Annotated in this window: 24 protein-coding genes; 6 read left to right on the top strand and 18 right to left on the bottom strand. The window is 73.0% G+C overall.

Going from position 1 to position 24,285, the window contains the following annotated elements; genetic code table 11:
• Window positions 1-71: 71 nt before the first annotated feature.
• Entirely contained in the window at window positions 72-1,364 is a 1,293-nt protein-coding gene (locus ACIQTO_RS17490) for a serine hydrolase domain-containing protein (RefSeq protein ID WP_402388476.1), read from the bottom strand.
• Window positions 1,365-1,589: 225 nt separating this feature from the next.
• Between ACIQTO_RS17490 and ACIQTO_RS17485 the strand changes: the two genes are divergently transcribed.
• Complete coding sequence (locus tag ACIQTO_RS17485; protein ID WP_402388475.1) at window positions 1,590-2,069, top strand: tryptorubin family RiPP precursor; 480 nt, start codon at window positions 1,590-1,592, stop codon at window positions 2,067-2,069.
• A gap of 81 nt (window positions 2,070-2,150) precedes the next feature.
• Window positions 2,151-3,197, top strand: coding sequence for a cytochrome P450 (locus ACIQTO_RS17480; protein ID WP_402388474.1), 1,047 nt, complete (start codon window positions 2,151-2,153; stop codon window positions 3,195-3,197).
• A 47-nt stretch (window positions 3,198-3,244) separates the two neighbouring features.
• Here ACIQTO_RS17480 and ACIQTO_RS17475 read toward each other — a convergent pair whose 3' ends face one another.
• A complete protein-coding gene (locus tag ACIQTO_RS17475) occupies window positions 3,245-4,081 on the bottom strand; it encodes a hypothetical protein (protein WP_402388473.1) in 837 nt (278 codons plus the stop codon).
• 200 nt (window positions 4,082-4,281) lie between these two features.
• Here ACIQTO_RS17475 and ACIQTO_RS17470 point away from each other — a divergent pair, with 200 nt between their 5' ends.
• Both ACIQTO_RS17470 and ACIQTO_RS17465 read left to right on the top strand, forming a co-directional pair.
• On the top strand, window positions 4,282-4,473 hold the full coding sequence (locus ACIQTO_RS17470) for a hypothetical protein (protein WP_402388472.1): 192 nt from the start codon (window positions 4,282-4,284) through the stop codon (window positions 4,471-4,473).
• A gap of 145 nt (window positions 4,474-4,618) precedes the next feature.
• Window positions 4,619-5,968, top strand: coding sequence for a M14 family metallopeptidase (locus ACIQTO_RS17465; protein ID WP_402388471.1), 1,350 nt, complete (start codon window positions 4,619-4,621; stop codon window positions 5,966-5,968).
• 111 nt (window positions 5,969-6,079) lie between these two features.
• On the opposite strand, the gene ACIQTO_RS17460 is transcribed toward ACIQTO_RS17465, so the two are convergent.
• Window positions 6,080-7,399: a M64 family metallopeptidase gene (locus ACIQTO_RS17460; RefSeq protein WP_402388470.1), complete on the bottom strand. Its 1,320-nt coding sequence runs from the start codon at window positions 7,397-7,399 to the stop codon at window positions 6,080-6,082.
• A gap of 420 nt (window positions 7,400-7,819) precedes the next feature.
• On the opposite strand from ACIQTO_RS17460, the gene ACIQTO_RS17455 reads away from it, so the two are divergent.
• Window positions 7,820-8,284, top strand: a complete 465-nt coding sequence (locus ACIQTO_RS17455) for a hypothetical protein (protein WP_402388469.1) — start codon at window positions 7,820-7,822, stop codon at window positions 8,282-8,284.
• Between the two features lie 199 nt (window positions 8,285-8,483).
• Here the strand turns inward: ACIQTO_RS17455 and hypE are convergent, their stop codons facing one another.
• From hypE to ACIQTO_RS17380, 15 genes are all read right to left on the bottom strand, one after another.
• Window positions 8,484-9,569, bottom strand: a complete 1,086-nt coding sequence (gene hypE, locus ACIQTO_RS17450) for a hydrogenase expression/formation protein HypE (protein WP_402388632.1) — start codon at window positions 9,567-9,569, stop codon at window positions 8,484-8,486.
• Between the two features lie 16 nt (window positions 9,570-9,585).
• Window positions 9,586-10,710, bottom strand: a complete 1,125-nt coding sequence (gene hypD, locus ACIQTO_RS17445; RefSeq protein ID WP_402388468.1) for a hydrogenase formation protein HypD — start codon at window positions 10,708-10,710, stop codon at window positions 9,586-9,588.
• Window positions 10,707-10,994: a HypC/HybG/HupF family hydrogenase formation chaperone gene (locus ACIQTO_RS17440; protein ID WP_402388467.1), complete on the bottom strand. Its 288-nt coding sequence runs from the start codon at window positions 10,992-10,994 to the stop codon at window positions 10,707-10,709. Before ACIQTO_RS17440 ends, hypD begins: the two co-directional genes overlap by 4 nt.
• 15 nt (window positions 10,995-11,009) lie before the next feature.
• On the bottom strand, window positions 11,010-13,328 hold the full coding sequence (hypF, locus tag ACIQTO_RS17435; RefSeq protein ID WP_402388466.1) for a carbamoyltransferase HypF: 2,319 nt from the start codon (window positions 13,326-13,328) through the stop codon (window positions 11,010-11,012).
• Window positions 13,325-14,146 carry a hydrogenase nickel incorporation protein HypB gene (hypB, locus tag ACIQTO_RS17430; RefSeq protein ID WP_402388465.1) on the bottom strand — a complete coding sequence of 274 codons (822 nt, stop codon included), beginning with the start codon at window positions 14,144-14,146 and terminating at the stop codon, window positions 13,325-13,327. Before hypB ends, hypF begins: the two co-directional genes overlap by 4 nt.
• 5 nt (window positions 14,147-14,151) lie before the next feature.
• A complete protein-coding gene (gene hypA / locus ACIQTO_RS17425; protein ID WP_380582234.1) occupies window positions 14,152-14,532 on the bottom strand; it encodes a hydrogenase maturation nickel metallochaperone HypA in 381 nt (126 codons plus the stop codon).
• 116 nt (window positions 14,533-14,648) lie between these two features.
• Window positions 14,649-14,753 (bottom strand): DUF6893 family small protein, encoded by a 105-nt coding sequence (locus tag ACIQTO_RS17420; protein WP_402388464.1) that lies wholly within the window; start codon window positions 14,751-14,753, stop codon window positions 14,649-14,651.
• A complete protein-coding gene (locus tag ACIQTO_RS17415; RefSeq protein WP_402388463.1) occupies window positions 14,747-15,253 on the bottom strand; it encodes a hydrogenase maturation protease in 507 nt (168 codons plus the stop codon). Before ACIQTO_RS17415 ends, ACIQTO_RS17420 begins: the two co-directional genes overlap by 7 nt.
• Window positions 15,250-16,614, bottom strand: a complete 1,365-nt coding sequence (locus tag ACIQTO_RS17410) for a hypothetical protein (RefSeq protein WP_402388462.1) — start codon at window positions 16,612-16,614, stop codon at window positions 15,250-15,252. The genes ACIQTO_RS17415 and ACIQTO_RS17410 overlap by 4 nt, the downstream gene beginning before the upstream one ends.
• Entirely contained in the window at window positions 16,611-17,255 is a 645-nt protein-coding gene (locus ACIQTO_RS17405; protein ID WP_402388461.1) for a DUF6084 family protein, read from the bottom strand. The genes ACIQTO_RS17410 and ACIQTO_RS17405 overlap by 4 nt, the downstream gene beginning before the upstream one ends.
• Entirely contained in the window at window positions 17,252-17,902 is a 651-nt protein-coding gene (locus ACIQTO_RS17400; protein ID WP_402388460.1) for a DUF5947 family protein, read from the bottom strand. Before ACIQTO_RS17400 ends, ACIQTO_RS17405 begins: the two co-directional genes overlap by 4 nt.
• Complete coding sequence (locus ACIQTO_RS17395) at window positions 17,899-18,363, bottom strand: thioredoxin (RefSeq protein WP_402388459.1); 465 nt, start codon at window positions 18,361-18,363, stop codon at window positions 17,899-17,901. Before ACIQTO_RS17395 ends, ACIQTO_RS17400 begins: the two co-directional genes overlap by 4 nt.
• On the bottom strand, window positions 18,360-20,144 hold the full coding sequence (locus ACIQTO_RS17390) for a nickel-dependent hydrogenase large subunit (RefSeq protein ID WP_380582245.1): 1,785 nt from the start codon (window positions 20,142-20,144) through the stop codon (window positions 18,360-18,362). The genes ACIQTO_RS17395 and ACIQTO_RS17390 overlap by 4 nt, the downstream gene beginning before the upstream one ends.
• A gap of 81 nt (window positions 20,145-20,225) precedes the next feature.
• Window positions 20,226-21,281 (bottom strand): hydrogenase expression protein HypE, encoded by a 1,056-nt coding sequence (locus ACIQTO_RS17385; protein WP_402388458.1) that lies wholly within the window; start codon window positions 21,279-21,281, stop codon window positions 20,226-20,228.
• A gap of 157 nt (window positions 21,282-21,438) precedes the next feature.
• On the bottom strand, window positions 21,439-23,142 hold the full coding sequence (locus tag ACIQTO_RS17380) for a hydrogenase maturation protein (protein WP_402388457.1): 1,704 nt from the start codon (window positions 23,140-23,142) through the stop codon (window positions 21,439-21,441).
• Window positions 23,143-23,704: 562 nt separating this feature from the next.
• Between ACIQTO_RS17380 and ACIQTO_RS17375 the strand changes: the two genes are divergently transcribed.
• Window positions 23,705-24,079, top strand: a complete 375-nt coding sequence (locus tag ACIQTO_RS17375; RefSeq protein ID WP_402388456.1) for a DUF6193 family natural product biosynthesis protein — start codon at window positions 23,705-23,707, stop codon at window positions 24,077-24,079.
• Window positions 24,080-24,285 lie beyond the last annotated feature (206 nt).

Raw genomic sequence — 24,285 nt, 5'->3', positions numbered from 1 at the left:
CCGGACGGGACCAGTAGCGGACGGACGCGGCGGCGGACCGCGGCGTGCCCCGGCCCGCCGCCGCCCACCGGTCAGATCCGGGTGTCCTCCACCACCGGAACGGTGGTGTCGCCGGCACCGGCCGCGTCACGCGGCGCACCGGCGGCGGGCGAGGTCAGCGCGGACCTGGGTGCCGCGGCGGCCGGCTGCTTGCCGCAGAAGGCCGGCTCCAGCACGCCCATCAGGCCCGTCGTGACAGCCCCGTTGTTGGAGGCGTTGGCGAAGACCACGACGCTGCGGCCGCCGTCGGGGGTGACGAAGCTCTGGGTCTGGAAGCCCTGGACGATGCCTCCGTGGCCGAAGACGTTCCCGCAGGTGAGCGCGATCTGCCGGACACCGAGGCCGTAGCTGATCTTCGCCGTGGGGGTGGGGAGCACGCTGGTCATCTGCCGCAGCGAGTCGTCCGAGACGAGGCCCCCGGCACTGCCGGCCAGCAGCGCGGTGAGGAAGCGGTCCATGTCGCCGGCCGAGGAGATGACCCCGCCCGCGCTCCACAGCCAGGAGGCGGTCTGCTCGGTGGAGTCCAGCAGCGGCTTGGTGCGGTCGTCGTTGGTCAGGTAGCCGGTGATGTGCGGCCCCGCGATGGCCTTCTCGGGCACGACGAACGAGGTCTGACGCAGCTTCAGCGGCTCGATGATCTCCTCGCGCAGCAGATCGCCGTAGGCGCGCCCGGTGAGGTGCTCGACCGCGAGCCCCATCAGCACGTAGTCCGTGTTCGAGTACGCGTACTTCGTCCCCGGGGTGTACTGCACGCCGTGCTCGACCGAGCGGGCGACCAGGTCCTGGGGCGTGTAGACGGTGTTGCGGATACGCGCCTCGAAGGCGCTCGTGGTCTCCTCGCCGGCCTGTTCCAGCAGGTCGTTGGTGTGGTCGTAGATGCCCGCGCGGTGCTGCATCACCTGACGGCCGGTCATCGTCCAGCCCTCGGGCAGGGTGCCCTGCGGCAGGTACTCGCGCAGCGGCCGGTCCAGGTCGATGCGCCCCTGCTCGGCGAGGCGCATCACCAGCACCGAGGCGAACATCTTGCTGTTGCTGCCCACCCGGAACTGCCGGTCGGCCTTCATCGGGCTGCCGTCGAGGTCGGCCTTGCCCATGGTCAGCGACCAGGTGAGCTCACCGTTGCCGTGGTCCCTGATCACGGCGAAGGCGCCGGGCGCCCCCGCGTTCAGGGTGTTCCGCAGGGCGGCCCGCACCCCGGCCGTGTCCGGGACGGGCGGGGCGGCCGGCACCGGCGCGGCAACGGCGGTGCCCGCTCCGACGCCGGCCAACAGCAGCGCGGCGGCCGCGGCCACCGCCCCCGAACGCGCGAGCCTGATCTTCACCATCGACAGAGTCCCCTGATTCGTTGATCCCTCGCACGGCGGGTCCCGCGCGGACCAAGATCATATCTACCTGAACACGACAGGAATTGACGGCCGGTCACCTCTGGCGCGCGCCGGAGCCGCCCGGCCGGCCGCCTGCGACCCGCCGGGCGGCGACAGTTGGTGACACCGGCGTGACGGTACGCCGTCACGCGGAGGGCCGCGCTCCGGTTCGCCGGGGCAGCGAACATGCCCGAACGGGCAGACCTAACGTTCGGTCGGCACCAGTCGCCCCCCTCGCGACCCTCCGCCGCCGGACGCCGGACGCTGTCCGTTCACCCGGCCGCCACTCGCCGCACGGCCCCGACCAGCGCGGACGCCCGGCCGCCCCGGCCCTTACAACCGCCCCGATGCGCACGATCCGTCCAAGCCGGACCATTGCGCGCGTTCCGTGGGCAATTCGGCCGCGGTCGGCCGCGAAACCTGCCGGACCGCCGGCCGGGGAGTGAGCTGCGTCACTTGACGCTCTTTTCGCCCCCGGGCTTCACTTCGGGGCGACGAGAAGCGGATCCCCGGATTCTGCCGAAGAACCGCAACCCGTCGAGTTCATCAAGCAATTCGTCCGGTTCACTCTCAGACGGAGGTACTGTCATGAAGCTCGTGCATTTCGTGAAGAAGGTCATGCCGGAGAAGAGCCTGAAGGCCTACGCCTGGTACGGCTGGATCTAATCGGGTAGTTCGCCTACCGGTCCCGTGCCCGGTGAGCCTGTCTCACCGGGCACGGGCCTTTTCCACTCTTGGAGTTCACCGATGCCCATGTCCAGCACCGGCAGGAGCGCCCGGACCACCGTCTTCGCCCCGCGGATCGAGGAACTTTTCCGCCGGTACCGCAGCGCGGACCTCTTCCGCCTGGAGTCCGACACCGTCGGGATCGCCGGCGCCGACCTGATGGACAGCCTGCTCCGCAGCCGGCCCGCCAACGATTCCGAGCGCCCCACCTTCAAGCCCGTCCAGGGCAGGTCCGTCACCCGGACGGACGCGTCCGCGCTCATGCAGGCCGTCTCCGCCGATGTCCGGGTCGCGCTGAAGAAACCCCTGGGCGACGAGGTCGACCTCTCCGGGAAATGGCCGCACGTCGCCCACGTCTACCTCCGGGATCTCGTATTCGGCCGCGAGAGTTTCCGATTCCGCGTCCTCGTGGACCGTCGGCTGGAACTCACGCCGAAATTGACCTGGGCGGCCGTAGCGGCCGGGACGGCCATGCTCGGAAAGCCCGGCACGGAAGTACCGCTGTCCAATCTGGCGGCCCGCGTCCTGGATGCCGAGAGCTACGACGACCGCCGTTATGCCATGTATCTCTACCGGCGGGTGGCCGCACCGATCTGTTTCACCGTGTCCGCCCTCGTCACCAATGCGCTCTGGCTGGGGGCGCCGTTCGAGGACGGCGAGTCGAACCGGGACATCCTGCTGGAGGCGCTCCGGCTGCTGCCGCCGTCCTGGAACATCCTGCGGATGGCCTCCCCCGAGTTCTCCGCCGTGGACGACCGCATCGGCGCGAAGGACGACCTCCTGCTGCTGCCGCTGCTGAGCCACCGCGACCCGAACCTCTGGGACGACCCGGACACCTTCCGCCCGGAGCGCTGGGCCGGCCTCGACCCCGACGACCACCCCGGCTACCTCCCGTTCGGCCATGTCAACGAACGCTGCTGGGGGCGGCACATGGTGATGCCGCTGGCCGAACGGCTGCTCGACATCGTGCGCCGGGACGGCCTCGTGGTGAACCCGGGCCAGACCGTCGGCAAGGTCGAGCTGGACGGCCTGCTCGAAGTCTCCGACGTGCGGCTGGTCCGCCGCTGACCGGACGGTGACCGACCCGCGCGGCCCGGGGCCGCGCGGGTCCCGCCTCAGCCCCGGCGCGGGGTGTCCAGGAACCGGTGCAGCGAGGCCGTCAGGGCCGTCGCGAAGGCCTCCCGGGCCGGCTCGGCGACGCGGTCCAGGGACAGGTACGGGTTGAGGTCCTCCAGCTCGACCAGGAGGAGGTCCCCCTCCGGGGTCCGGCAGGCGTCCACCCGCTGGATGCCGTGGTCCAGGGTGTTCCAGTCGATGAACCGCCGGGCGAAGCCGAGGTCCGCCTCCGTGGGCCGGTACGGCTCCAGGACCCAGCGCCGGTCGGGATCGGGGGCGTGGAGGGCGTACTGGAACGCGTCGTCGACGAAGTAGAACGACACCTCGTAGCGGAAGTCGATGCGCGGCTGGACGAGGATGTCGCCGTACGCGAGGCCGGACAGCCCGTCCGGCGTCACGAAGGTCAGGCCGATGGAGTCCGCGCCCGCCTTCGGCTTGACGGCGTACCGGGCGGACGCGGGCAGGCGCCCGAGGTCCTCGGCCCGGTCGACGGTGGGGATCACCGGGAACCCGGCCGAGGTCAGGTCCAGCAGGTACTGCTTGCCGGCCATGTCGCCGCGGCCGGAGAGCGGGTTGTAGACCCGGGTACCGCGCGCCGCGGCCTCGGCCCGGAACGCCTCGTACCGCTCCTGGTAGTGCAGGACGGGGCCACTGTTGCGGACCACCACCGCGTCGAAGCCGTCCATCAGCGCGGCCGCGTCCAACGGGTGACTCAGGGCGATGTCGAAGTCGGCCCGGAGCCGGGCGGACAGCCGGATGTCCTCGTCGCAGTACCGCCGGCCGCGAGCCTGGTAGGCGAGATCGGTCACGAACAGAACGCTGGGGCGGGCGGGCACGGCGCAACTCCTCGGTCGGTGGCCACCAACCTACCCACCGCCGCATGCCCTCCGGAAGCCCCCGTCGTCGCAGCTCAGAGCCGCCCCGGGCAGCACCCCGGGGGGTCTGCTCCCACGGCGCTCGGCCCCGCTCCCGCACCGCGCACCGCCGGGCCGCAGACGCCGCCGCGACCCGGAGTACCGCCACCGGACCGGCACCGGTGCGCCGGGCGACCACCACCCTGCGCCTGCACCCCGACGGCGGCCTCGACCTGTACCGTCACGGCGCCCAGGACCACCGCCACGGCGACGCCGCCGGCTACCTGCGTCACCTCCGCACCGCCTGCGGGGCGCCGGACCCAGCGGCCTCCGACGGCCACGGGGACGGCCGGGACGAGGGCCGGACCGGCTGACTCCCGTCCGCCGCCGCACGGTCGAGAGGCACCGGCCGCCGCCCACCTCCTTGACGAATGCATGACACTGACGGACCATCATGCTGGCGCGCGCCGCAGCTCCTCCCCTGTTCCGTCCCTACGGATCCCCCACAGGAGGACAGTCATGCGACTGCCCCGCCGAGGGAAGCCCGCCGCGGTCACCGCCGCGGTACTGGCTCTCGCACTCGCCTCGCCCCTCACCACCCAGGTCGCCGCCCACCCGGTCACCACCGCGGTGGCCCCGGCGGCCGACACAGCCCGGCAGTACGTCCTCGACGGCCCCCGCACCGTCGCCGAACGCACCGCCGTCGCCGCCACCGGCGCCTCCGTCGACGCCGTGCGGACCGATTCGGTGGTGGTCACCGCCACCCCCGCCGAGGCCGACCGCCTGCGCGCGCTCGGCTGGTCCCCCAGCCCGCTGCCGAACCCGGCGTACGGCGCCGAGGCCGGCGAACAGGGCGTCGGCGCGGCGGTGTACGACTTCCCGTCCGCCGACTCCGGCTACCACACCTACGCGGAGGCCACCGCCGACATCGACGCCGTCGTGGCGGCGCACCCCGACATCATGAGCAAGCGCGTCATCGGCACCTCGTACGAGGGCCGGCCGATCGTCGCCGTCAAGATCAGCGACAACGTCGGCACCGACGAGAACGAGCCCGAGGTGCTGTTCACCGCCCACCAGCACGCCCGCGAGCACCTCACCGTCGAGATGGCGCTCTACCTGCTGCACGAGTTCGGCGACAAGTACGGTGCCGACAGCCGGATCACGAACGCCGTCAACAGCCGGGAGATCTGGGTGATCCCCGACGTCAACCCGGACGGCGGCGAGTACGACATCGCCACCGGCCGCTACCGCAGCTGGCGCAAGGACCGCCAGCCGAACGCCGGCAGCAGCAGCGTCGGTACCGACCTGAACCGCAACTGGGACTACAAGTGGGGCTGCTGCGGCGGCTCCTCCGGCTCCACCTCCAGCGAGACCTACCGGGGCGCCGCCCCGGAGTCCGCCAAGGAGACCAAGGTGGTCGCCGACTTCGTCCGCACCCGCGTGGTCGGCGGAAAGCAGCAGATCACCGCCGCCATCGACTTCCACACCTACAGCCAACTGGTGCTCTGGCCGTTCGGCTGGACCACCGCCAACACGGCCACCGGCATGACCGCCGACGAGTACAACACCTTCGCCACCTTCGGCACGACGATGGCCGGGACCAACGGCTACACGCCCGAGCAGTCGAGCGACCTGTACATCACCGACGGCGCGATCGACGACTGGCTGTGGGGCGCGCAGCGGATCTTCGCGTACACCTTCGAGATGTACCCGGGTCCGAACGGCAGCAGCGGTTTCTACCCGCCCGACGAGGTGATCGGCCGCGAGACCAGTCGCAACCGCGAGGCCGTCCTGCGGCTGGTCGAGACGGCCGACTGCATGTACCGCGCGATCGGCAAGCAGCAGCAGTACTGCGGCATCGCCTCCTGAACCGGGAGCGCCGCACCGGCCGGGGTCCGCACGGGCCCCGGCCGGTGCGGCCTCCCTCGTCCATGTGGGGGCCTCCCGTCCCCGACGGACGGGAGGCCCCCACGCGCGGGGTCAGCGGGTGACGCTCCAGACCAGGCTGCGGGTCAGCGCCGGGGTCAGGGCCGGGTCGACGACGGACGGCGTGGGGTCGGTGGCGACGGCCTTCAGCTCGTGGGCCGCGGGCTTGGAGCCGGCCGGGCCGAGGTCGGCGACGGCGATCGCCTTGCGGTCGCGCAGGGCCGTCACCTCCTTGCCGTCGAGGTACCAGCGCAGCTTGGTGCCGGAGACCGGGAGATCGACGGCGAGACGGTCGGTCGCGGTCAGCCGGGTGGTGACGGGCGTGGTGCTGGAGAGGGTGGAGGCGTGCCGGTAGAAGCCGGCGATCATCGCCTCGCGCCCGGGGAGGTTGAACGCGCGCCCGAGGGAGCGCATCACGGAGTTGTCGGTCGGCCGGTTGAGGCCGGACGGGTAGTTACCGGCGCCCTGGTAGGCGCCGACGGTACCGCCGTCGGGCGAGGTCTTGCCGAGCCAGCGGTACCACTTGACCTTGTCCTGGCGCATCCGGTCGGCGCTCAGGGTGGTGATGTTGGGCTGCGGGGGCTCCGCGCCCTTGTACGGCTCGGTGCCCTCGGCGACGTACTCGTCCGCGAGCTTGCCCAGCGAGTGGCCGGTCTCGTGCACCGCTATCTGGCCGGACGCGCCGTTGCCGCCCGCGACGGTGGCGATGCCGTCGTACCCGACCGGCGACTGGGTGCTGCCGTAGCCGGCGCCGCCGTACTTGGCGGTGTTGGCGACGACGATCACGAGGTCGGCCTGCGGGGCCTTGGCGGCGTAGGAGTCGACCGCCTTGATGTCCACGCAGAGCAACCGCTCGATCGAGTTGCACCAGAAGTGCGAGCCGAGGGCGGTCTTGCGGACGGTGCTCTGCTTCGGGTCGCCGGAGACGCCCGACTGGGCGGAGACGGCGTTCACGGCCCACACGTTGAACAGCTTGCGATACGTGGCGTAGGGCTCGACGGCGCTGATGTCCTTCCACTTCGCGGCGGCGTCCTTCTGGAACTTCGCCTGCTCCGACGCCGTGTAGCCGTCGCCGATCACGACCACGTCCAGCTTGCTGTCCGAACTCCCGTTGTTGACGATCTTCGTGACGGCACCGTCCCCGGCGGCGGCCGCGCCCATGGACGGCTCGGCGACGAAGGGGGACGCCGCGGGGACCTTGGCCCGGCTGATGGCGCCGTCCTCGGCGAACACCTCGACCTCCTGGTCATCCGGGGAGGAAGTGACGGCGACCGGGCCGGACGGCCCGGCGGCCGCCGGGCCGGCGCCGAGGGCCAGGGCCGCCAGCGTCGTGGTGCCGGCCAGGAGGACCGAGGTGAACCTGCTGTTGCGCAAGGGAGTGTCTCCGAAATCGATTGGCAGCGGGGAACGGTGACGAGCCGCGACGGCCGGCCGGCTCCAGGACGTCAGGTGCGGCGCCGCACCGTCCCGCACGGCCACCATCCGTCGACCGTCGTCAACGCGGCCGCACACCAGGCGAACTGACCGGGCGACACCGCCGGGCCGCCACCTCACCGGTGACAACGGCCGACCCTCCGCGAACGGTTCACCCGCCGCTTCCGGCACTCTCCCGCCACTCCCGCCCCACCTGCACTCCGTAGCCGTAGGCGGCTCCGGAGGACCACATTCCCATGTCAACTTGTCTTGTGGCGTTCAATTTGACGACGCCTCAGCTAAAGGAGCATAGTGAAATATCACATTGCGACGACCTCCTGGGTACTCCAGGAGGCCCCTTCACACAGGAAAAGGCTCCCCATGACTCGCAAGATCCTGACGACGGCCGCCGCAGCGGTCGCCCTGGGAACGGCTCTGGTCATCGCGGCTCCGGCCGGTGCGGCCACCGCCTCCGGCGCCGACGACGCCCCCACGGTGATCTGCGACAACTACGGCCTGCAGGCCGGCCTGGCGACCAAGGTCTGCGCCACGGTGAGCGGCGGCAGCATCGAGTTCACCGGCCACGTCGGCCTGGCCGGCCCGCCGAGCCCCGGCAGCCCGCTCCCCCGGCCCAAGCAGCTCGACGTGGTCCTGACCGGCAGCGTCGCCGGCGGACTCACCCTCGGGACGACCCAGCAGTCGCTGACCTTCCAGAGCCGGCCGGTGCAGGTCGAGGGCGTGCACGGCACGGTGCCCTGCGGCTCGACCGTGCACGCCTCGTTCTCGGTCGCGTCCGCCGGCTGGCTCGCCAACCCCGTCAGCACCGACATCCCGGTGACCTGCTGACCGAAGGACCGGACCGCCGTGGGGCCCGCGCTGACGAGCGCGGCCCACGGCGGCCCAACTCCCGGCCGCACGACCGCACAGCCGCACCGCCGTCAATCGCACCGCCGTCAATCGCACCGCCGCGCAACCGCGTCGGCCGGGCCCGGACCGGTCCGGGCCCGGCCGGACGCACACCCGGCCGGGCCGGACACCGCCGGACCTAGCAGATCCGGGGCAGCTGCTCACCCATCGGCAGGTCGACCACCCGCGTGCCGCCGAGCGCCGTACGGGCCACCACCATGCCGGGGTGCTCGGCCACGCACTCGCCGATCACGGCGGCTCCCGCACCCAGCGGGTGCGCCCGCATGGCGGCGAGCACGGCCTCCGCCCGCTCGCGCGGCACGAAGGCGACCAGCTTGCCCTCGTTGGCGACGTACATCGGGTCGAGGCCGAGCACCGCACAGGCGTTGGCGACCTGCGGCGGTACCGGAACGGCCCGCTCGCTCATCAGCACGCCCACCCCGGCCGCCGCCGCGACCTCGTTGAGCGCCGCTGCCAGGCCGCCCCGGGTGGGGTCGCGCAGCACGTGCAGGTCCGGGGTGACGGCCAGCATGGCGTCGACCAGTCCGCCGAGCGCGGCGCAGTCGCTCTCGATCTCCACGCCGAACTCCAGGCCCTCGCGCACGCTCATGATCGCGACGCCGTGCAAGCCGATCTCGCCGCTGACGATCACCACGTCACCCGGGACGGCCCGCTGCGGCCGGATGTCCACTCCCGCCGGAACGAGGCCGATACCGGCGGTGTTGAGATAGACGCCGTCGCCGTGGCCGGCCTCGACGACCTTGGTGTCACCGGTGGCGACCTCCACGCCGGCCACCCGCGCGGCCGCGCCGAGCGCCCGGGCGACCCGGTCCACCACCGCCATCTCCACGCCCTCCTCCAGGATGAACCCGCAGGACAGGTAGGCCGCCCGGGCCCCGCTCATGGCGAGGTCGTTGACCGTCCCGTTGACGGCGAGGTCACCGATGCTGCCGCCGGGGAAGAAGAGCGGCCGCACGACGTAGGAGTCGGTGGAGAAGGCCAGTCTGGCCCCGCCGAGCTCCAGGACGGCGGAGTCGCCGAGCCCGGCGAGCAGCCGGCCGCCGAACGCGGGGGCGAAGATGTTCTCCACCAGCTCGGCCGACATGGCCCCGCCGCCCCCGTGCCCCATCACCACCCGGGGGTGGTCGCGCAGCGGCAGCGGGCAGCTCCATCCGGAGAGGTCCGGCGCCGCGGCCGGCGCGACAGCCGGCGCACCGGCCGGCACGGTCAGGATCTCGGCCTCAGCCAACGGGGCTCGCCTCCCGGGGAACGGCCGGCGTGCTCAGCCGGCGGTAGAGGTAGTACGCGGCGCAGGCCCCCTCGCTGGACACCATGGTGGCGCCGAGCGGGGTGCGCGGGGTGCAGGTGGTGCCGAAGGCCTCGCACTGGTCGGGTTTGAGCAGGCCCTGGAGGACCTCACCGCTGCGGCACTGCGCGGGCTCGCGGGTGGTGATCCCGGTCACGTCGAACCGGTGCTCGGCGTCGTGGTCGCGGTAGCGCGAGGAGAGCCGCCAACCGCTCTGCGGGATCACGCCGATGCCGCGCCACGCCCGGTCGGTCACCTCGAAGACGTCCTCCAGCATGGCCCGGGCCGCCGGGTTGCCCTCCGGGCGGACGGCCCGCGCGTACGCGTTCTCCACGGTGTGCTCGCCGCGCTCCAACTGCCGTACGGTGCGCCGGATCCCCTCCAGGATGTCGAGCGGCTCGAACCCGGTGACCACGATCGGCACCCGATGGCGCTCGGCCAGCGCCGGGTACTCACCGGTGCCCATCACGCTGCACACGTGCCCGGCGGCCAGGAAGCCCTGGACCCGGCAGTCCGGCGAGTTCATGATCGCCTCGATGGCCGGGGGCACCCGCACGTGCGAGACGAGCATGCTGAAGTTGCGCAGGCCCTGCTTCCGGGCCTGGTGGACGGCCATCGCGTTCGGCGGGGCGGTGGTCTCGAAGCCGATGCCGAAGAAGACCACCTCACGGTGCGGGTTCTCCCGCGCGATCCGCAACGCGTCGAGCGGTGAGTACACCACCCGGACGTCACCGCCCTCGCCGCGGACCCGGAAGAGGTCGCGGTCCGTGCCCGGCACCCGCAGCATGTCGCCGAACGAGCAGAAGATCACCTCGGGCCGGGCGGCGATCGCCAGCGCGCGGTCGATCACCTCCAGCGGGGTCACACAGACCGGGCAGCCCGGCCCGTGGATCAACTCGACCTCATCCGGGAGCAGTTGGTCAATCCCTTGGCGAATGATGGTGTGCGTCTGCCCACCGCACACCTCCATCAGCGCCCACGGCCGGGTGACCGTCGCCCTGATGTCGGCGAGCAGGCCGGCCGCCAACTCCGGGTTCTGGAAATCCTCCAGGTACTTCACCGCTGCTCCTCCCGCACGGCCGCCGCCGCCGCTTCCCACGGATCGCCGAACTCCTCCTGCAGCAGGCCGATCTCGGCGAACAGCTCCAGCGTCCGCCGGGCCGACTCCTCGTCCAGGCGTTGCAGCGCGAACCCGACGTGCACGATGGCGTACTCACCCACCTTCAGGTCGGGCAGGTACTCCAGGCACACGTCCTTGACGACTCCGCCGAAGTCCACGACCGCCATCCTGGCACCGTCGCGTTCCGCGATCTCCACCACTCTTCCGGGCACCGCCAGACACATTCGGGCTCTCTCCTCTCAGGTGGCGGCCGGGCCGGCGGCCCGGGCGGCCACCATCAGCTGCCCGAGCGCCAGTCCTCCGTCGTTGGGCGGCACCCTGCGGTGCCGCAGCACGGTGAAACCGTCGGCCCGCAGGCCGTCCGCGCAGGCCGAGGACAGCACCGCGTTGGCGAAGACCCCGCCGGTCAGCGCGACCGTCGCGATGCCGTGCTCCGCCCTGGCCGCTCCGCAGACCCGGCGGACCAGCCCCGCCACCGCGTCGTGGAAGCGTGCCGCGATCCGGCCGGCCGGGGCACCGGCGGCCAGGTCGGCCAGCACGGCGGCCAGCACCGGCGCCGGGTCGGCCACCAGCGTCCCGTCCACCGGCCGCAGCTCGAACGCGTACCCCTCGGCCGGGCCGTGCGCCAGCGCCGCGCCCTCCAGCTCGATCGCCGCCTGGGCCTCGTACTCGGCCCGCTGGCAGACCCCGGCGAGGGCGGACACCGCGTCGAACAGCCGCCCCATGCTGGAGGTCGGCAGGCAGTTCAGTGATCGATCCAACTGCCTCTCCAGAACCCGCCGTTCGTCCTCCGGACAGGCCAGTACGGGTGGCAGTTCGGGCGCCCACGGGAGCCCTGCCGCGCGCAGGTGGGCGAGCGCCATCCGGTACGGGCGCGCCACCGCCGCGTCCCCGCCCGGCAGCGGGACGTACGCGAGGTGGGCGAGGCGGCGGTAGCCGTCGTAGTCGGCCAGCAGCACCTCTCCGCCCCACACGGCGCCGTCGTCACCGAACCCGGTGCCGTCGAACGCGACGCCGAGGACGGGCCGGCCGCCGTCGAGGCCGTGTTCGGCCATCACCGAGGCGACGTGCGCGTGATGGTGCTGCACCGCCCGCACCTCCCGCCGGCCGGCGGTGCCCCGGGCGTGCCGGGCGGACCGGTAACCGGGGTGGCGGTCCACGGCCAGCAGGTCCGGCCGGACCCCGGTGACGGCGCCCAGGTGCCCGACCGCGCGGTCGAAGGCTTCGAGGGTGGCGAGGTCGTCCATGTCCCCGATGTGGCCGGAGAGCCAGGCGTAGCCGTCCTCGGCCAGCGCGAAGGTGTTCTTGAGGTCACCGCCGACGGCCAGCACGGGCCGGACCGGCACCGGGAGCGGCAGCGGCAGCGGCGCGTGGCCCCGGGAGCGGCGGATCGGCAGCTGCTCGCCGTCCACCACCCGCACCACCGAGTCCTCGCACGGTACGTGGATGGGCCGGTCGTGCGTCAGCCAGGCGTCGACCAGCGGCGCGAGCCGGGCCAGCGCGTCCCGGTCCTCGGTCACGACCGGCTCACCGGAGAGGTTGGCGCTGGTCATCACCAGCAGTCCGGGGCCGGGCGCGGCGATCAGCAGGTGGTGCAGCGGGGAGTAGGGCAGCATCACCCCGAGGTCGGGGCTGCGGGGCGCCACCGCCTCCAGCGCCGGCGGCAGCGGTCCTCGGCGGCGCAGCAGGACGATCGGCCGGACGGGCCCGGTGAGCAACTCCTCCTCGACCCGGCCCGGGTCGACCAGCGGGGCGAGCTCGCCGAGGTCCCGCGCCATCAGGGCGAAGGGCTTGGCGCCGCGGCGTTTGCGCCGGCGCAACCGGGCCACGCTCTCCTCGTTCAGCGCGTCGCACACCAGGTGGTAGCCGCCGATGCCCTTGACCGCGAGGATCGCTCCGCCGGCGAGCAGCCGCCGGGCCTCGGCGAGCGCCGCCTCACCGTCGAGCGTCGCCAGCCCCGGCACGACCAGGGCGAGCCTGGGTCCGCACGCGTGGCAGCAGACCGGCTGGGCGTGGAACCGCCGGTCGGCCGGGTCGGTGTACTCCCGCTCGCAGTCCGGGCACATCGGGAAGCCGGCCATGGTGGTGTTCGCCCGGTCGTACGGCAGACCGGTCACGATGGTGTGGCGGGGGCCGCAGTTGGTGCAGCTGATGAACGGGTGCCGGTGGCGCCGGTCGCCGGGGTCGTCGAGTTCGGCGAGGCAGTCCGCGCAGGTGGCGGTGTCGGGCGGGATCAGCGTCCGGCGCGGGCCGTCGGCCCGGGACGGCGTGATGGCGAACCCGGGCACGCCGGTGAGGGCCAGCGCCTGGTGGTCCACCGAGGCGACCCGGGCCAGCGGCGGCGCGTCGGTCGCGATCCGGCGGCAGAACGCGTCCACCGCCTCCGGCCGCCCCTCGACCTCGGCCAGCACGCCGTCCCCGGTGTTGGTGACGGTGCCGGCCAGACCGAGTTCGGTGGCGAGCGTGAAGACGAACGGCCGGAACCCGACACCCTGGACGAGTCCGCGGACGGCGACCCGGCGGCGCTGCGACCCGGCCGTCGGCCGACCGCCCGTCACGACCGTTCCGCCACCGCGGCGTGCGGATGCGCGTGCGCGCCGTCGGGCCCGTGCGTGTGCCCGTCCCCGTGCCCGTCGGGCCCGTGCGTGTGCCCGTCGACCCCGTGCGTGTGCGCGTGCCCCGCCCCCGGCGAGCCCGCCATGACCGGCCGGTGGGCCGGCGCCCCGTCCAGCACCCCGAGCGCCCGGTCCAGCAGCACCCCCGCCCCCTGCCCGGTCCGGACGGAGGTGAACAGCACCTCCACACCCGGGTTGACCCGGGCCACGTTCGCCAGGAACGCGGCCTCGTCGAACTCCGCCGCCACCGCGAGGTCGGTCTTCGTCACCAGCACCAGATTGGCCAGCCCGAAGGCCGTCGGGTACTTGAGCGGCTTGTCCTCGCCCTCGGTGACGGAGGCGAGCACCACTCGCAGCGACTCGCCGAGGTCGTACGAGGCCGGGCAGACCAGGTTGCCGACGTTCTCGACGAAGAGCAGCCTGGTGTCCGCCGGCAGCCAGCCCGCCAGGTGCTCCCGGAGCATCGCCGTCTCCAGATGGCACAGCCCGTCGGTGAGCACCTGCTTCACCGGCGCGCCCGAACGGGCCAGCCGGACCGCGTCGTTCTCGGTCGCGAGGTCCGCGGTGAGCGCCGCCACCGGCACCCCGCGGGTCCGGGCGAGCCCCAGTTCGGCCTCCAGCAGCGCCGTCTTCCCGCTGCCGGGGCTGGACAGCAGGTTCACCACCACGGTTCCGCGCGCGGCGAGTTCGGCGCGCAGCTCGCGGGCGCCGTCGTCGTTGCGGGCGAGGACCGCCTGCCGGAGTTCCACCGTGCGACACATCGGGTTCAGCCTTCCTGGTCGGCCAGGGCGCCCGCGGGGCGCTCGGCCCACTGGACGCCGAGGATCTGCAACTCCCGGCCCGCGAGCAGCTCGACCCGGGCGCCGGCGCAGCGCGGGCACCCCAGGTCGGGCGGCATGCCGACGGCCCACTCGACACCGCACGGGGTGCACCGCGCTCGCGCCGGCACCGCCTCGGTCTCCAGCACCGCACCCTCCACCAGCGTTCCGGCGCAGGCCAGTTCGAAGCAGAAGTCCAGTGCGGAGGGCACCACCCCGGCGAGTTCGCCGACCTGGAGGCGCACCTTCTCCACCGCGACGGCGCCGTGCTCACGGGCGGCCGCGTCCACCTGCTCGACGACAGCCGTCGCGATCGACATCTCGTGCATCGATCCCACTCCCCTGGCCGGAGGCAACAGGCTTCATTACAGGGCGCGGTGGCGACCACGGCTCGCAGCCGCGCCGCCACCGCGCCCGGAGTACACCGTTCGCCGCAACCCGGACCTCACATCCGCAGGATCCGCAGGTAGCGCTTGAGGTCGGGCAGGCTCTGCCAGACCAGGGTCGCGACGGCGGCCACGACGGCCGCGCCCAGCAGGTTCTTCAGCATGGTGACGCCTCTCTCTGCGCCTGCGCGTCCGATCCGACGATCCGCAGGACCACTCCGACCGCCTCCTCGACGGCGGCGGCCACCGGGGTACTCAGCCCGATGCCCTCCTCCAGCGACGCCGGCTCGCAGCCCACCACCAGCACCCGTCCGGGCGGGGATCCGCCCGTTCCGGCGGCCAGCGTGGCGAGTAGCGCGAGTACGGCGTCCGGGCCCATCCGGTGCCCGTCCAGCACCGGTGACTCCACCGGGCCGGCGTCCGCATCGATCAGGTACACCGTGCCCGGCTCGCCGCCGCGCGCGGTGGCGTCGACGAGCACGAGCGTCCGGTAGCCGTCCAGCAGCTGGTAGGCCAGGTGGACGCCGCGCACCCCGATGTCGACCAGCTCGACGTCGGCCGGCAGCGGGTGGGCGGCCAGCCGCCGGACGGTCTCCACGCCGAACCCGTCGTCGCCGAGGAAGATGTTGCCCACCCCGGCGACCAGCACCCGGCCCGTGTTCATGACTCCTCCAGCGGGGTGACCTCGTCGGGCTGGAAGTAGCGGAACCGGCCCTGGGCCCGCCACAGGTCCGCTCCCGGGTCGTCCTCGACGGTCACCGCGAGGTGCACCGAGCCGTCGACGTCGTGCAGCACGGCCTCGACCACGGCGGTCCGCCCGTGCAGGAAGAGGTCCTGCGCGTCGGTGCGCCGCCGGCCGGGCCGGAGCAGGACCCGGCTTCCGGCGCCCACCTCGCGGCCGTCGACCACCACCCGGTCCCGCTCCGGGTCCACCTCCGGGTCGTTGCCCGGGTCCCACCAGGGCTGGTCGGAGGTGTCACCGGTGATCTCGCGCAGACCCCGGACGGCGCCGTGCAGGCGTTCCAGGACCTCCGGGGGCATCGAGTCGGCGAGGTCGATCACGGCGCCCGCCCGCTCGTCGGTGCCCCGGGCCTCGCGCTTCTCGCGCTCGGTCAGGGCCGCCGTCCGCAGGGCGAGGATCTCGTCGATCTCGGTGGCGTCGTAGAGCGCGCCGAGGCTCTCGGGGGCCACCAGCGGGTGGTCCTCCAGGATGATCGGCGAGGACAGCATCACCTGGCTCCGACCGGGCGGGCCGGCCAGCACGGGCCAGGTGTGCTCGTTGCGGCACTCGCCGACGGCGGCCTTCGCCCACTCGGGCGGGTCCGTCACCGACAGGAAGACGCCCCGGTCGAGGCCGAGCAGCAGGTGCGCCGAGACCAGCGCGCGCGGCAGCGCGGCGTCCCGCCGGTCGCCCGGCGCCGGCGACCAGTCGGCGGTGTTCTCCACCACGACCGCCAGCCTGCGCACCTCGTACGGCCCCGGGACGTCCCGGGCGGTCAGCCGCAGGACGCCGTCGGCCTGCTCGCGCCGGCGCAGCAGCCGGCCGACCGTCACCCCGTCCTCACGGAGCAGTTCCTTCTCCTCGCAGGCCGGCAACCGGAACTCCCGGACGATCCCGTCCCCGGCCAACTCATCGACCGGCACGACGAGTTCGACCCGCTCCTCGACTCCCTCGTCCCACGGGACGAGCACCCGGTCGGCGAGCTCCAGCTCGTCGACCGGTTCGAAGCCACCGGCCGGGGTGGCGCGCTGGACGGTCCGCCGCTGCGGCCGGAGGAACCGCAGCTCCACGGCGAGCCGGTCGCCGGGGCGGGGCTCCATCAGGCACTCGGTGCGCTGGTGGCGGTGCTCGCCGCTGTCCTCGCCGTAGCCGGGCGGAACGAGCACGCCGAACTGCCAGCGCAGCCGGTTCTTGGCGGCCGACGCGCGGTAGGGGTAGAGGACGTAGCCCTCGAAGAGGACGGCGTCGGCGATCTGCCGGGCCTGGGCGAACCGGCTCTCGGTCTCGGTCGTGAAGGCGTTCACCGGGCGGCCTCCCCGGCCCGGACCGCGTCGAGCAGCTCGCGCACGGTCGCCTCCCAGGACGGCAGGGCCCGCCGTGAGCGGTGGGCGAGCAGCTCCGCCATCAGATCGGCGGGCAGCCGCAGCCATCCGCAGCCGGGGAAGTGCTGCTCGATCATCTCCCGCCACACCCGGACGGGCATCCGTAGCGTCGCCTCCCGGTCCCAGGGCACCGGGGCCACCTGGAAGCCGCCGGGGCCGGTGAACGCGGTGCCGGAGAACAGCAGCAGCAGGGGCACGTCGCCGCCGTCCAGCGCCGCGAGGTAGCGGGCGGAGGCCACGTCCATGTCGTAGGTGCACGGCACGACCAGGTCCACCTCGGTCTCGCCGGTGAAGCCGGGCACCATCAGCGGGACCAGGGCGAACTGCACCGGGTGCAGCGTGCTGCCCCAGCGGGAGCGCTCGCCGAACAGGTCGGACAGCCGCTCGCCCTCCGCCTCCTCGTAGGAGCGCCGCGCGGGCTCGATCCGCAGCTGGCAGCGGAGCGCGAGGGCGTGCACCCGGGTGCCTTCGGGGGCGGTGATCCGCAGCCGCAGGACCAGGGTCGGCCCGGCCGCGTGGGGGTCGGCCCGCACTCCGGTGCAGGCGAAGGACAGCTCGGTCACGAGGCGCCCTCCGGTCGGGGGGTGCGGGCCCGCCCGGCCACCCGCGCGAAGAACGCGTCGAGTTCGGCCCGGGCCTCGGCCCCGCCGTCGAACCCCTTCCAGCACCGCCGCAGCCGGCCCACCAGCTCGTAGCAGGCGTCGATCGGCACCAGGAAGCACTGCACCGGGCTCGCCGCCGGGTGCCGCAGCAGCAGCGCCTCGACGTCGGGCTCCAGTTCGGCGGCGAGCCGGCTGTCGCCGAGCGCGGCCTGCCAGTGCGCCTCGTCGGGCTCGCTCTCGGTCGCGCCGCCCGGGCCGGGGTAGAGCAGCACGAGACGGTCCTGCCGGGAGTTGCGGAACAGGAAGGCCGTCTCGACCGGGATCCCGAGCGCCGCCCACTGTTCCTCGCCGAAGCGGTGGTCCGGCTCGGCGAGGTAGCGGTCGGGCACGCCGCGATAGCGGCCGCCGGCCGCGCCGGGCTGCTGGAACAGCAGTCCGCAGGCCGTGCAGACGCAGGTGAGGGCCTGCTCCTCGGTGTCCACCAGGTGCCGGTGCTCCTGCGGGACCTGCTGGCCGCAGAACGAGCAGCGCTCCGGCTGCGGGGGCGCGGGCTCACGCAGCCGGCGCAGCAGCGCGGCGCCGGGGCGGGCAAGCTGACGGGCGCTCACCGCACCTCCGCCGAGGCCGGCGGGCGGGTCCCGATCTGCAGCAGCTGCGGGGCGCGGTCCAGCTCCACGGCCGTCACCTCGGGGGCGTGGCAGGCCAGCGCGACCTCGATGTCCTGCTCGCTGCAGCCGCAGCCGCTCCTGGTCCGGCGCAGTCGCAGGGCGCCGGTCCCGGGGTCGAACCCGAGCAGCTCGACCGGCTCGGGCAGCGAGTCGAGCGCGCGGGCGATCCGCGCGGTGACGTCCTCGGGGTGGAGGTCGTGCAGGACCAGCAGCCCGGCCACCGCCGGGTCGTCCAGCAACGGCCCCAGCGTGTGCGGCGGCAGCGCCCGGACGAGCCGGGTGAGCCCGTCCCCGTAGAAGGCCATCAGCTCGCGGACGAGCTGCTCGCCGGCCGGCTGCTCGCCGCCGGTCAGCTGGTCCAGTGCCTCCTGGATCCGCAGCCCGGTCTCCTCCGCCGTCATGCGGTGAGCCCGCTCAGGCCCGTGGGTACGTGCATCTTCTGCACGGTCCGGCCGTCGCCCACGTACATGTGGACGCCGCAGGGCAGACAGGGGTCGAAGCTGCGCACGGCCCGCATGATGTCGATGCCCTTGAAGTTCTCCGGCGAGTTCTCCTCGAAGATCGGCGTGTTCTGCACCGCGTCCTCGTAGGGGCCGGGCGTGCCGAAGCTGTCGCGCACGCTGGCGTTCCACGGCGTCGGCGGGTACGGGTGGTAGTTGGCGATCTTGCCGTCCCGGATCACCATGTGGTGCGACAGGACGCCGCGCACGGCCTCGGTGAAGCCGCAGCCGATCGACTCGTCCGGCACCTCGAACCGCTCCCAGGTCTGACTGCGGCCGGCCCGGACCTCGGCGAGGGCCTTCTCCGCGAAGTGCAGGGCCGCCGCGGCCGCGTACGCCTGGAAGTACGTCCGGGCGCGGTTGCGCTCGATGGCGTTGCTCCACCGGGGGATCTTCCACTCGAAGGTGGTCTCCGGCTTGGTCATCGAGCGCGGCAGGTTGATCTGCACGCTGTGGCCGGTGGCCTTGATGTAGCCGATGTCGACCAGGCCGGACAGCGCGGTGGACCAGAGGCGGGCGATCGGGCCGCCGCCGGTGTCGAGGGCGAGGTAGTCCTTGCCGTCGAACCAGCGCGGTGACATCACCCAGCTGTACTTGTCGTCGAAGTCGCGCTTCTGCGGCGCGGGGACGGTGTGCTGGTTCCACGGGTGCCTGGGGTCGACCGGGTTGCCGAGCGGGTCGTGGGTGACGAACAGCTCCTTGCCCTCCCAGTCCTCGTAGTAGGAGCTGCCGAGCAGGATGCGGATGCCGAGGTTGATCTCGGTCAGGTCGTTGGTGACCAGCTTGCCGTCGACGACCACACCCGGGGTGACGAACATCTTCCGACCCCAGTCGGTCATGTTCCGGTACGTGAAGTCGCAGTGGTCCGGGTCGTTGAGGCTCCCCCAGCACCCGAGCAGGACGCGGCGCCGGCCGACCTCCTCGTAGCCGGGCAGTGCCTCGTAGAAGAAGTCGAAGAGGTCGTCGTGCAGCGGCACGACCTTCTTCATGAACTCCACGTACCGCATCAGCCGGGTCAGGTAGTCGGTGAACAGCTGGACCGACGCCACCGTGCCGACGCCGCCCGGGTAGAGCGTGGAGGGGTGCACATGGCGGCCCTCCATCAGGCAGAACATCTCCCGGGTGTAGCGGCTGACCTGCAGCGCCTCGCGGTAGAACTCGCCCTCGATCGGATTGAGCGAGCGCATGATGTCGGCGATCGTCCGGTACCCGTGGTCGCCGGCGTGCGGGGCCGCGGTGCGCTCGGCCAGCTCCAGGACGCCCGGATTGGTCTCACGGACCATCTTCTCGCAGTAGTCGACCCCGACCAGGTTCTCCTGGAAGATGTTGTGGTCGAACATGTACTCGGCGGCCTCACCGAGGTTGATGATCCACTCACCGAGGTGCGGGGGCTTCACCCCGTACGCCATGTTCTGCGCGTAGACCGAGCAGGTGGCGTGGTTGTCGCCGCAGATGCCGCAGATGCGGCTGGTGATGAAGTGCGCGTCGCGCGGGTCCTTGCCCCGCATGAAGACGCTGTAGCCGCGGAAGACCGAGGATGTGCTGTAGCACTCCGCGACCTTCTTCTGCTTGAAGTCGATCTTCGTGTGGATGCCGAGGCTGCCCACGATCCGGGTGATCGGGTCCCAGGACATCTCCACCAGGCCGCTGCCGTCGCCGGCTGCCTTCGTCGTCGGTGCCATCGTGTCTGTCGTGCCCTTCTGGAAGCGGGGAGGGTCAGCGGCGGAGCGGGCCGCCGCACCGGGGTGCGGCGGCCCGCCGGGTCACCGCGGCGTGCGGTAACCGGTCGTCAGCGTGCGCCCGGGGTGGCGCCACTTGGGTTCCTTGTCGAGGGTCTTCATGGTGATCGAGCGCAGCCGCCGGATCACCGCGCCGTACGCGGAGCTCGCGTTCGTCGAGATGTGGGAGCCGGGCGGCGGGTCCATGAAGGGCATGAACTTGTCGGGGAAGCCCGGCATCGTGCAGGCGATGCAGATGCCGCCGACGTTGGGACAGCCGCCGATGCCGTTGATCCAGCCGCGCTTGGTGACGTTGCACTTGACGACCGGGCCCCAACAGCCCAGCCGCACCAGGCACTCCGGTGTGCCGTACTCGGTGGCGAACTGGCCCTGTTCGTAGTAGCCGCCGCGGTCGCAGCCCTCGTGCACGGTGGCGCCGAAGAGCCAGGTCGGCCGCAGCTTGTCGTCCAGCGGGATCATCGGCGCGGAGCCGGCCAGCTGGTAGAGCAGGTAGGTCAGGGTCTCGGAGAAGTTGTCGGGCTGGATGGGGCAGCCCGGCACGCAGACGATGGGCAGACCGGCCTTGGACTTCCAGTCCCAGCCCAGGTAGTCGGGAACGCCCATGGCGCCGGTCGGGTTGCCGGCCATGGCGTGGATGCCGCCGTAGGTGGCACAGGTACCGATCGCGACGACCGCCGTGGCCTTGGGCGAGAGGCGGTCGAGCCACTCACTGGTGGTGATCGGCTGACCGGTCAGCGGATCGTCGCCGAAGCCGCACCAGTAGCCCTCCTCCTTGATGCTCTCGTTCGGGATGGATCCCTCGACGACCAGGACGAACGGGTCGAGTTCGCCGCGGTCCGCCTTGAAGAACCACTCCACGAAGTTGTCCGCGCCCTGGACCGGCCCGCACTCGAAGTCGATCAGCGGCCAGTGGACGGCGATCTTCGGCAGGCCCGGCAGTGCGCCGGTGACGATCTCCTCGATGCTCGGCTGCATGGCCGCGGTCAGGGAGACCGAGTCACCGTCGCAGCTCAGGCCCGCGTTGATCCAGAGAATGTGCACCACATCGGTGTCGGTGGCGCTCGTTGCTGCAGCACCCATGAGGATGCCTCCTCGGAACTGGGAGCCGGACAAAAAGGCTCAAACCAGTCATAGCAGCGGTTGCCTCCGTCCGCCGGTCCGCAGGGCCGGGGGAGCACTCGGACGGAGCGCAAGCCGGGGCAGCCGCCCGGAGCAACCGGCCGGGCTGTCCGGCCGGTCACCCGGGCGTCGGCGCGGCCGCCCCGCCGGGCCCCGGTGCCGGCCGCTTGCCGACGAAGGCGGCCCGGAGCGCGTGGTAGGGCGCCTCCGGGGTGAAGAACTGGCGGTGCATCACGGCCAGTTCCTCGCGGCGGTAGGCGGCGAGCGGCTTGGCCAGCTCGTCCGCGTCGCGGGCGGCCTTCTTGGCGGCGATCCTGCTCTGGGCCGTCGGCGACGCGGCGAGCAGCCCGGCCAGCCGGCCCGTCTCCAGCCCGAAGTCCCGCGGGGCGCAGGGCAGCACCCGGTCGATCAGCCGGGCCCGCAGCGCGGCCGCGGCGCTCATCGGGAGCGCCCGCCCGGTGAGCCGGCCGGCCTCGGCCGCCCCCACCCGGCGCGGCAGGGTGTAGGTCCAGTACTCCGAACCGTGCAGGCCCATCAGGCGGTAGTGCGGGTTGAGCACCACGCCCCGCCGGCACCACACCTCGTCGGCCGCCAGGGCGAGCATCACCCCGCCGGCGGCGGCGTTCCCGCCCAGGGCCGCGACCACCAGGCGGTCCGTGGTGGTCAGCACCGCCTCGACCAGGTCGTCGATGGCGTTGATGTTCGCCCAGGACTCGGCCGCCGGGTCGGGCGCGGCCTCGATGACGTTCAGATGGATCCCGTTGGAGAAGAAGTCGCGGCCGCCGCCCAGCACCAGGACCGAGGTCGGCCGGTCCAGCGCGAAACGGTAGGCGTCGAGCAGCCGGCGGCAGTGCCCGGTGCTCATCGCGCCGCCGGGGAAGGAGAAGTGGAGCCGGCCGACCGGGCCGTCCTCCCGGTAGCGGATGTCCGACCAGGCCGGCGGGTCGTCCCGCGCCGGCAGCAGCGGCGCGGGCAGGTCGGGCAGGGCCGGGAGAGTGTCACCCAGCGCCACGACGGCCGGCAGTTTGAAGGTGGCGGGGCCACCCGGGTGACGGCGCCGGCGGAGCTCGGGGATCCACACCGCGCCGTCGGACGTCGCCCGGCAGACCGCCCCGGCCCGGGTCGCCAGTAGGTCGCCGGGGCGCCCGCGCAGGACGGGCTCCGGGTGGCCGCCGTGCAGGTACCACGCGGCGCCGAGCAGGTCGTCGAGCACGCCGGGCTGGGAGTCCGCCGCCCGGAGCTTGCGCAGCACGGTGTCGGTGCCGTCCCCGGCCCAGTCGATCCGCCGGGCCTCCTGGCGGAGCCAGGGCCTGGTGCGGTCCGGCGCCCGCCAGTCGGGGCCGCTCTGCGGGCGCGGGGTGAAGGTGCCCGTGGCGAACCGCTCCACGGCCCGGAGCACCGCCTCGACCGCGGCGTCGGAGACCTCGTTGCGGTACAGGTCGCTCTTGCCGACGGTCGGCAGCGAGCAGGCGGCCGTCGCCCAGACCGCGCCGGCGTCCATCACCTCGTCGGCCTGGAGCACGGTCACGCCCCAGTCGGCCGCTCCTTCGTGGATCGCCCAGTCGAGGGAGGAGGGGCCGCGGTCCCCCGGCGGGCCGGGGTGCACGATCAGGCACGGGAGCGCGGACCAGACGTCGCGCGGCAGCGCCGTGCGCAGCATCGGCGCGATCACCAGGTCCGGGGCCCACCGCCGCAGTACCCCGCGCAGCTCGTCGTCGTCCCCCGCCAGGTGCACCCCGACCGTGTGGCGCAGATCCCGCAACTCGGCGTACACCCTTTGGGTGAGGCTGTTGAACGCGCTCGCGACGAGCAGGATCCGCATGGCCGCCTCCGACTGTGTGGGCACCCGTGAACCCGCCGATCATCCGCCCCGGACCGCCGCCGCCCACCTCGCCGCGCCGCCCGTTCACCCGGCCGGACGGGCCGGTGCGACACCGTCCGCGAGGGCATGCCGGGCGGGACGCGCCCGATGTTCGGTCACCTCCGCACGATTGGCATGACTGAAGCCGCTCCGAACGGGCATACCCTCAGTAGCCCGTCGACGGGCCCCGATTGAAGCTCCCCCACGAGCGCAACCGGGGCCCTGGCCGGCGGCCGGGCCTGGACGTGACTCCCCCCACGGAGCAGCGGCCAGGCCCGCATGCTGTTCAACCAGCGACACGCAGCGTACATGTCATATCCACGTACCGCTACCGCGCGGACGTCCGAGGATCGGCCGGCGGACCGTCAGATCGCCTCCGCCGCAGGTCAGCACCCACCCGAGGCCGCGACCGGAAGGATACGCACCGGTTTGCCGCCCCGCCCTCCGTGACCCGTCTCATCGGAGTTCGACCATTGGGCTGGGGCGGGTTGCCCCGGACGGGTGCGGCCGTCATGATCGCGGGATGGCTGAGGAGACGGTCGCCGAGAAGACCTGGCGGGGGATGCTGGAGAGGCACCCCACGGCGCGGCGCGGGGAGCCCGCGGTCATCGAGGCCGCTTACGCCGAACCGCGATCGCGGGCCTTGTTCCCGTTTCCGAGCCACGGGACCCTCACCTTCCACCGGAATACGCGGTTCCCGTGGAGCAACGACCTGCCGTTCAGCGTGGGCGGCGCGCGATCCTGCGTCGTGTCCGCGCCGCTGGGCGCGCCGGAGCGTGTCCTCGGCGAGTCACTCACACCGCACGAGGCGGCCGCGTTGGTAGTGGCCCACCTGCCCCCTGACTGCGGACCGGCCTTCGACGGACCGTGGCCCCCACCGGAGAGCTCCGCCGACTGAGCCGCGCCGGTCGAACCTCGCTGAGACCGGTCACACCTCATTGGGACGGGTCACTCCGGGCGGGACGGCGCCGCCGGGCCGTCGCGGTCCATCTCCCGCAGGACCCCCGCGCCGACCGGGTCCGCCTCCTCGGCAGATCCGGGCGACAGGGTTCGCGCCGTTCTCCGCCGCGGGCACGGATCGTTCGAGCCCGGCCCAGGCTGCCA

This window comes from Kitasatospora sp. NPDC091207 (assembly GCF_044768625.1).
Taxonomy (GTDB): Bacteria; Actinomycetota; Actinomycetes; order Streptomycetales; family Streptomycetaceae; genus Kitasatospora.
The sequence above is the reverse complement of the archived record's forward strand: the minus strand, read 5'-3'. Positions and strand labels throughout refer to the sequence as shown.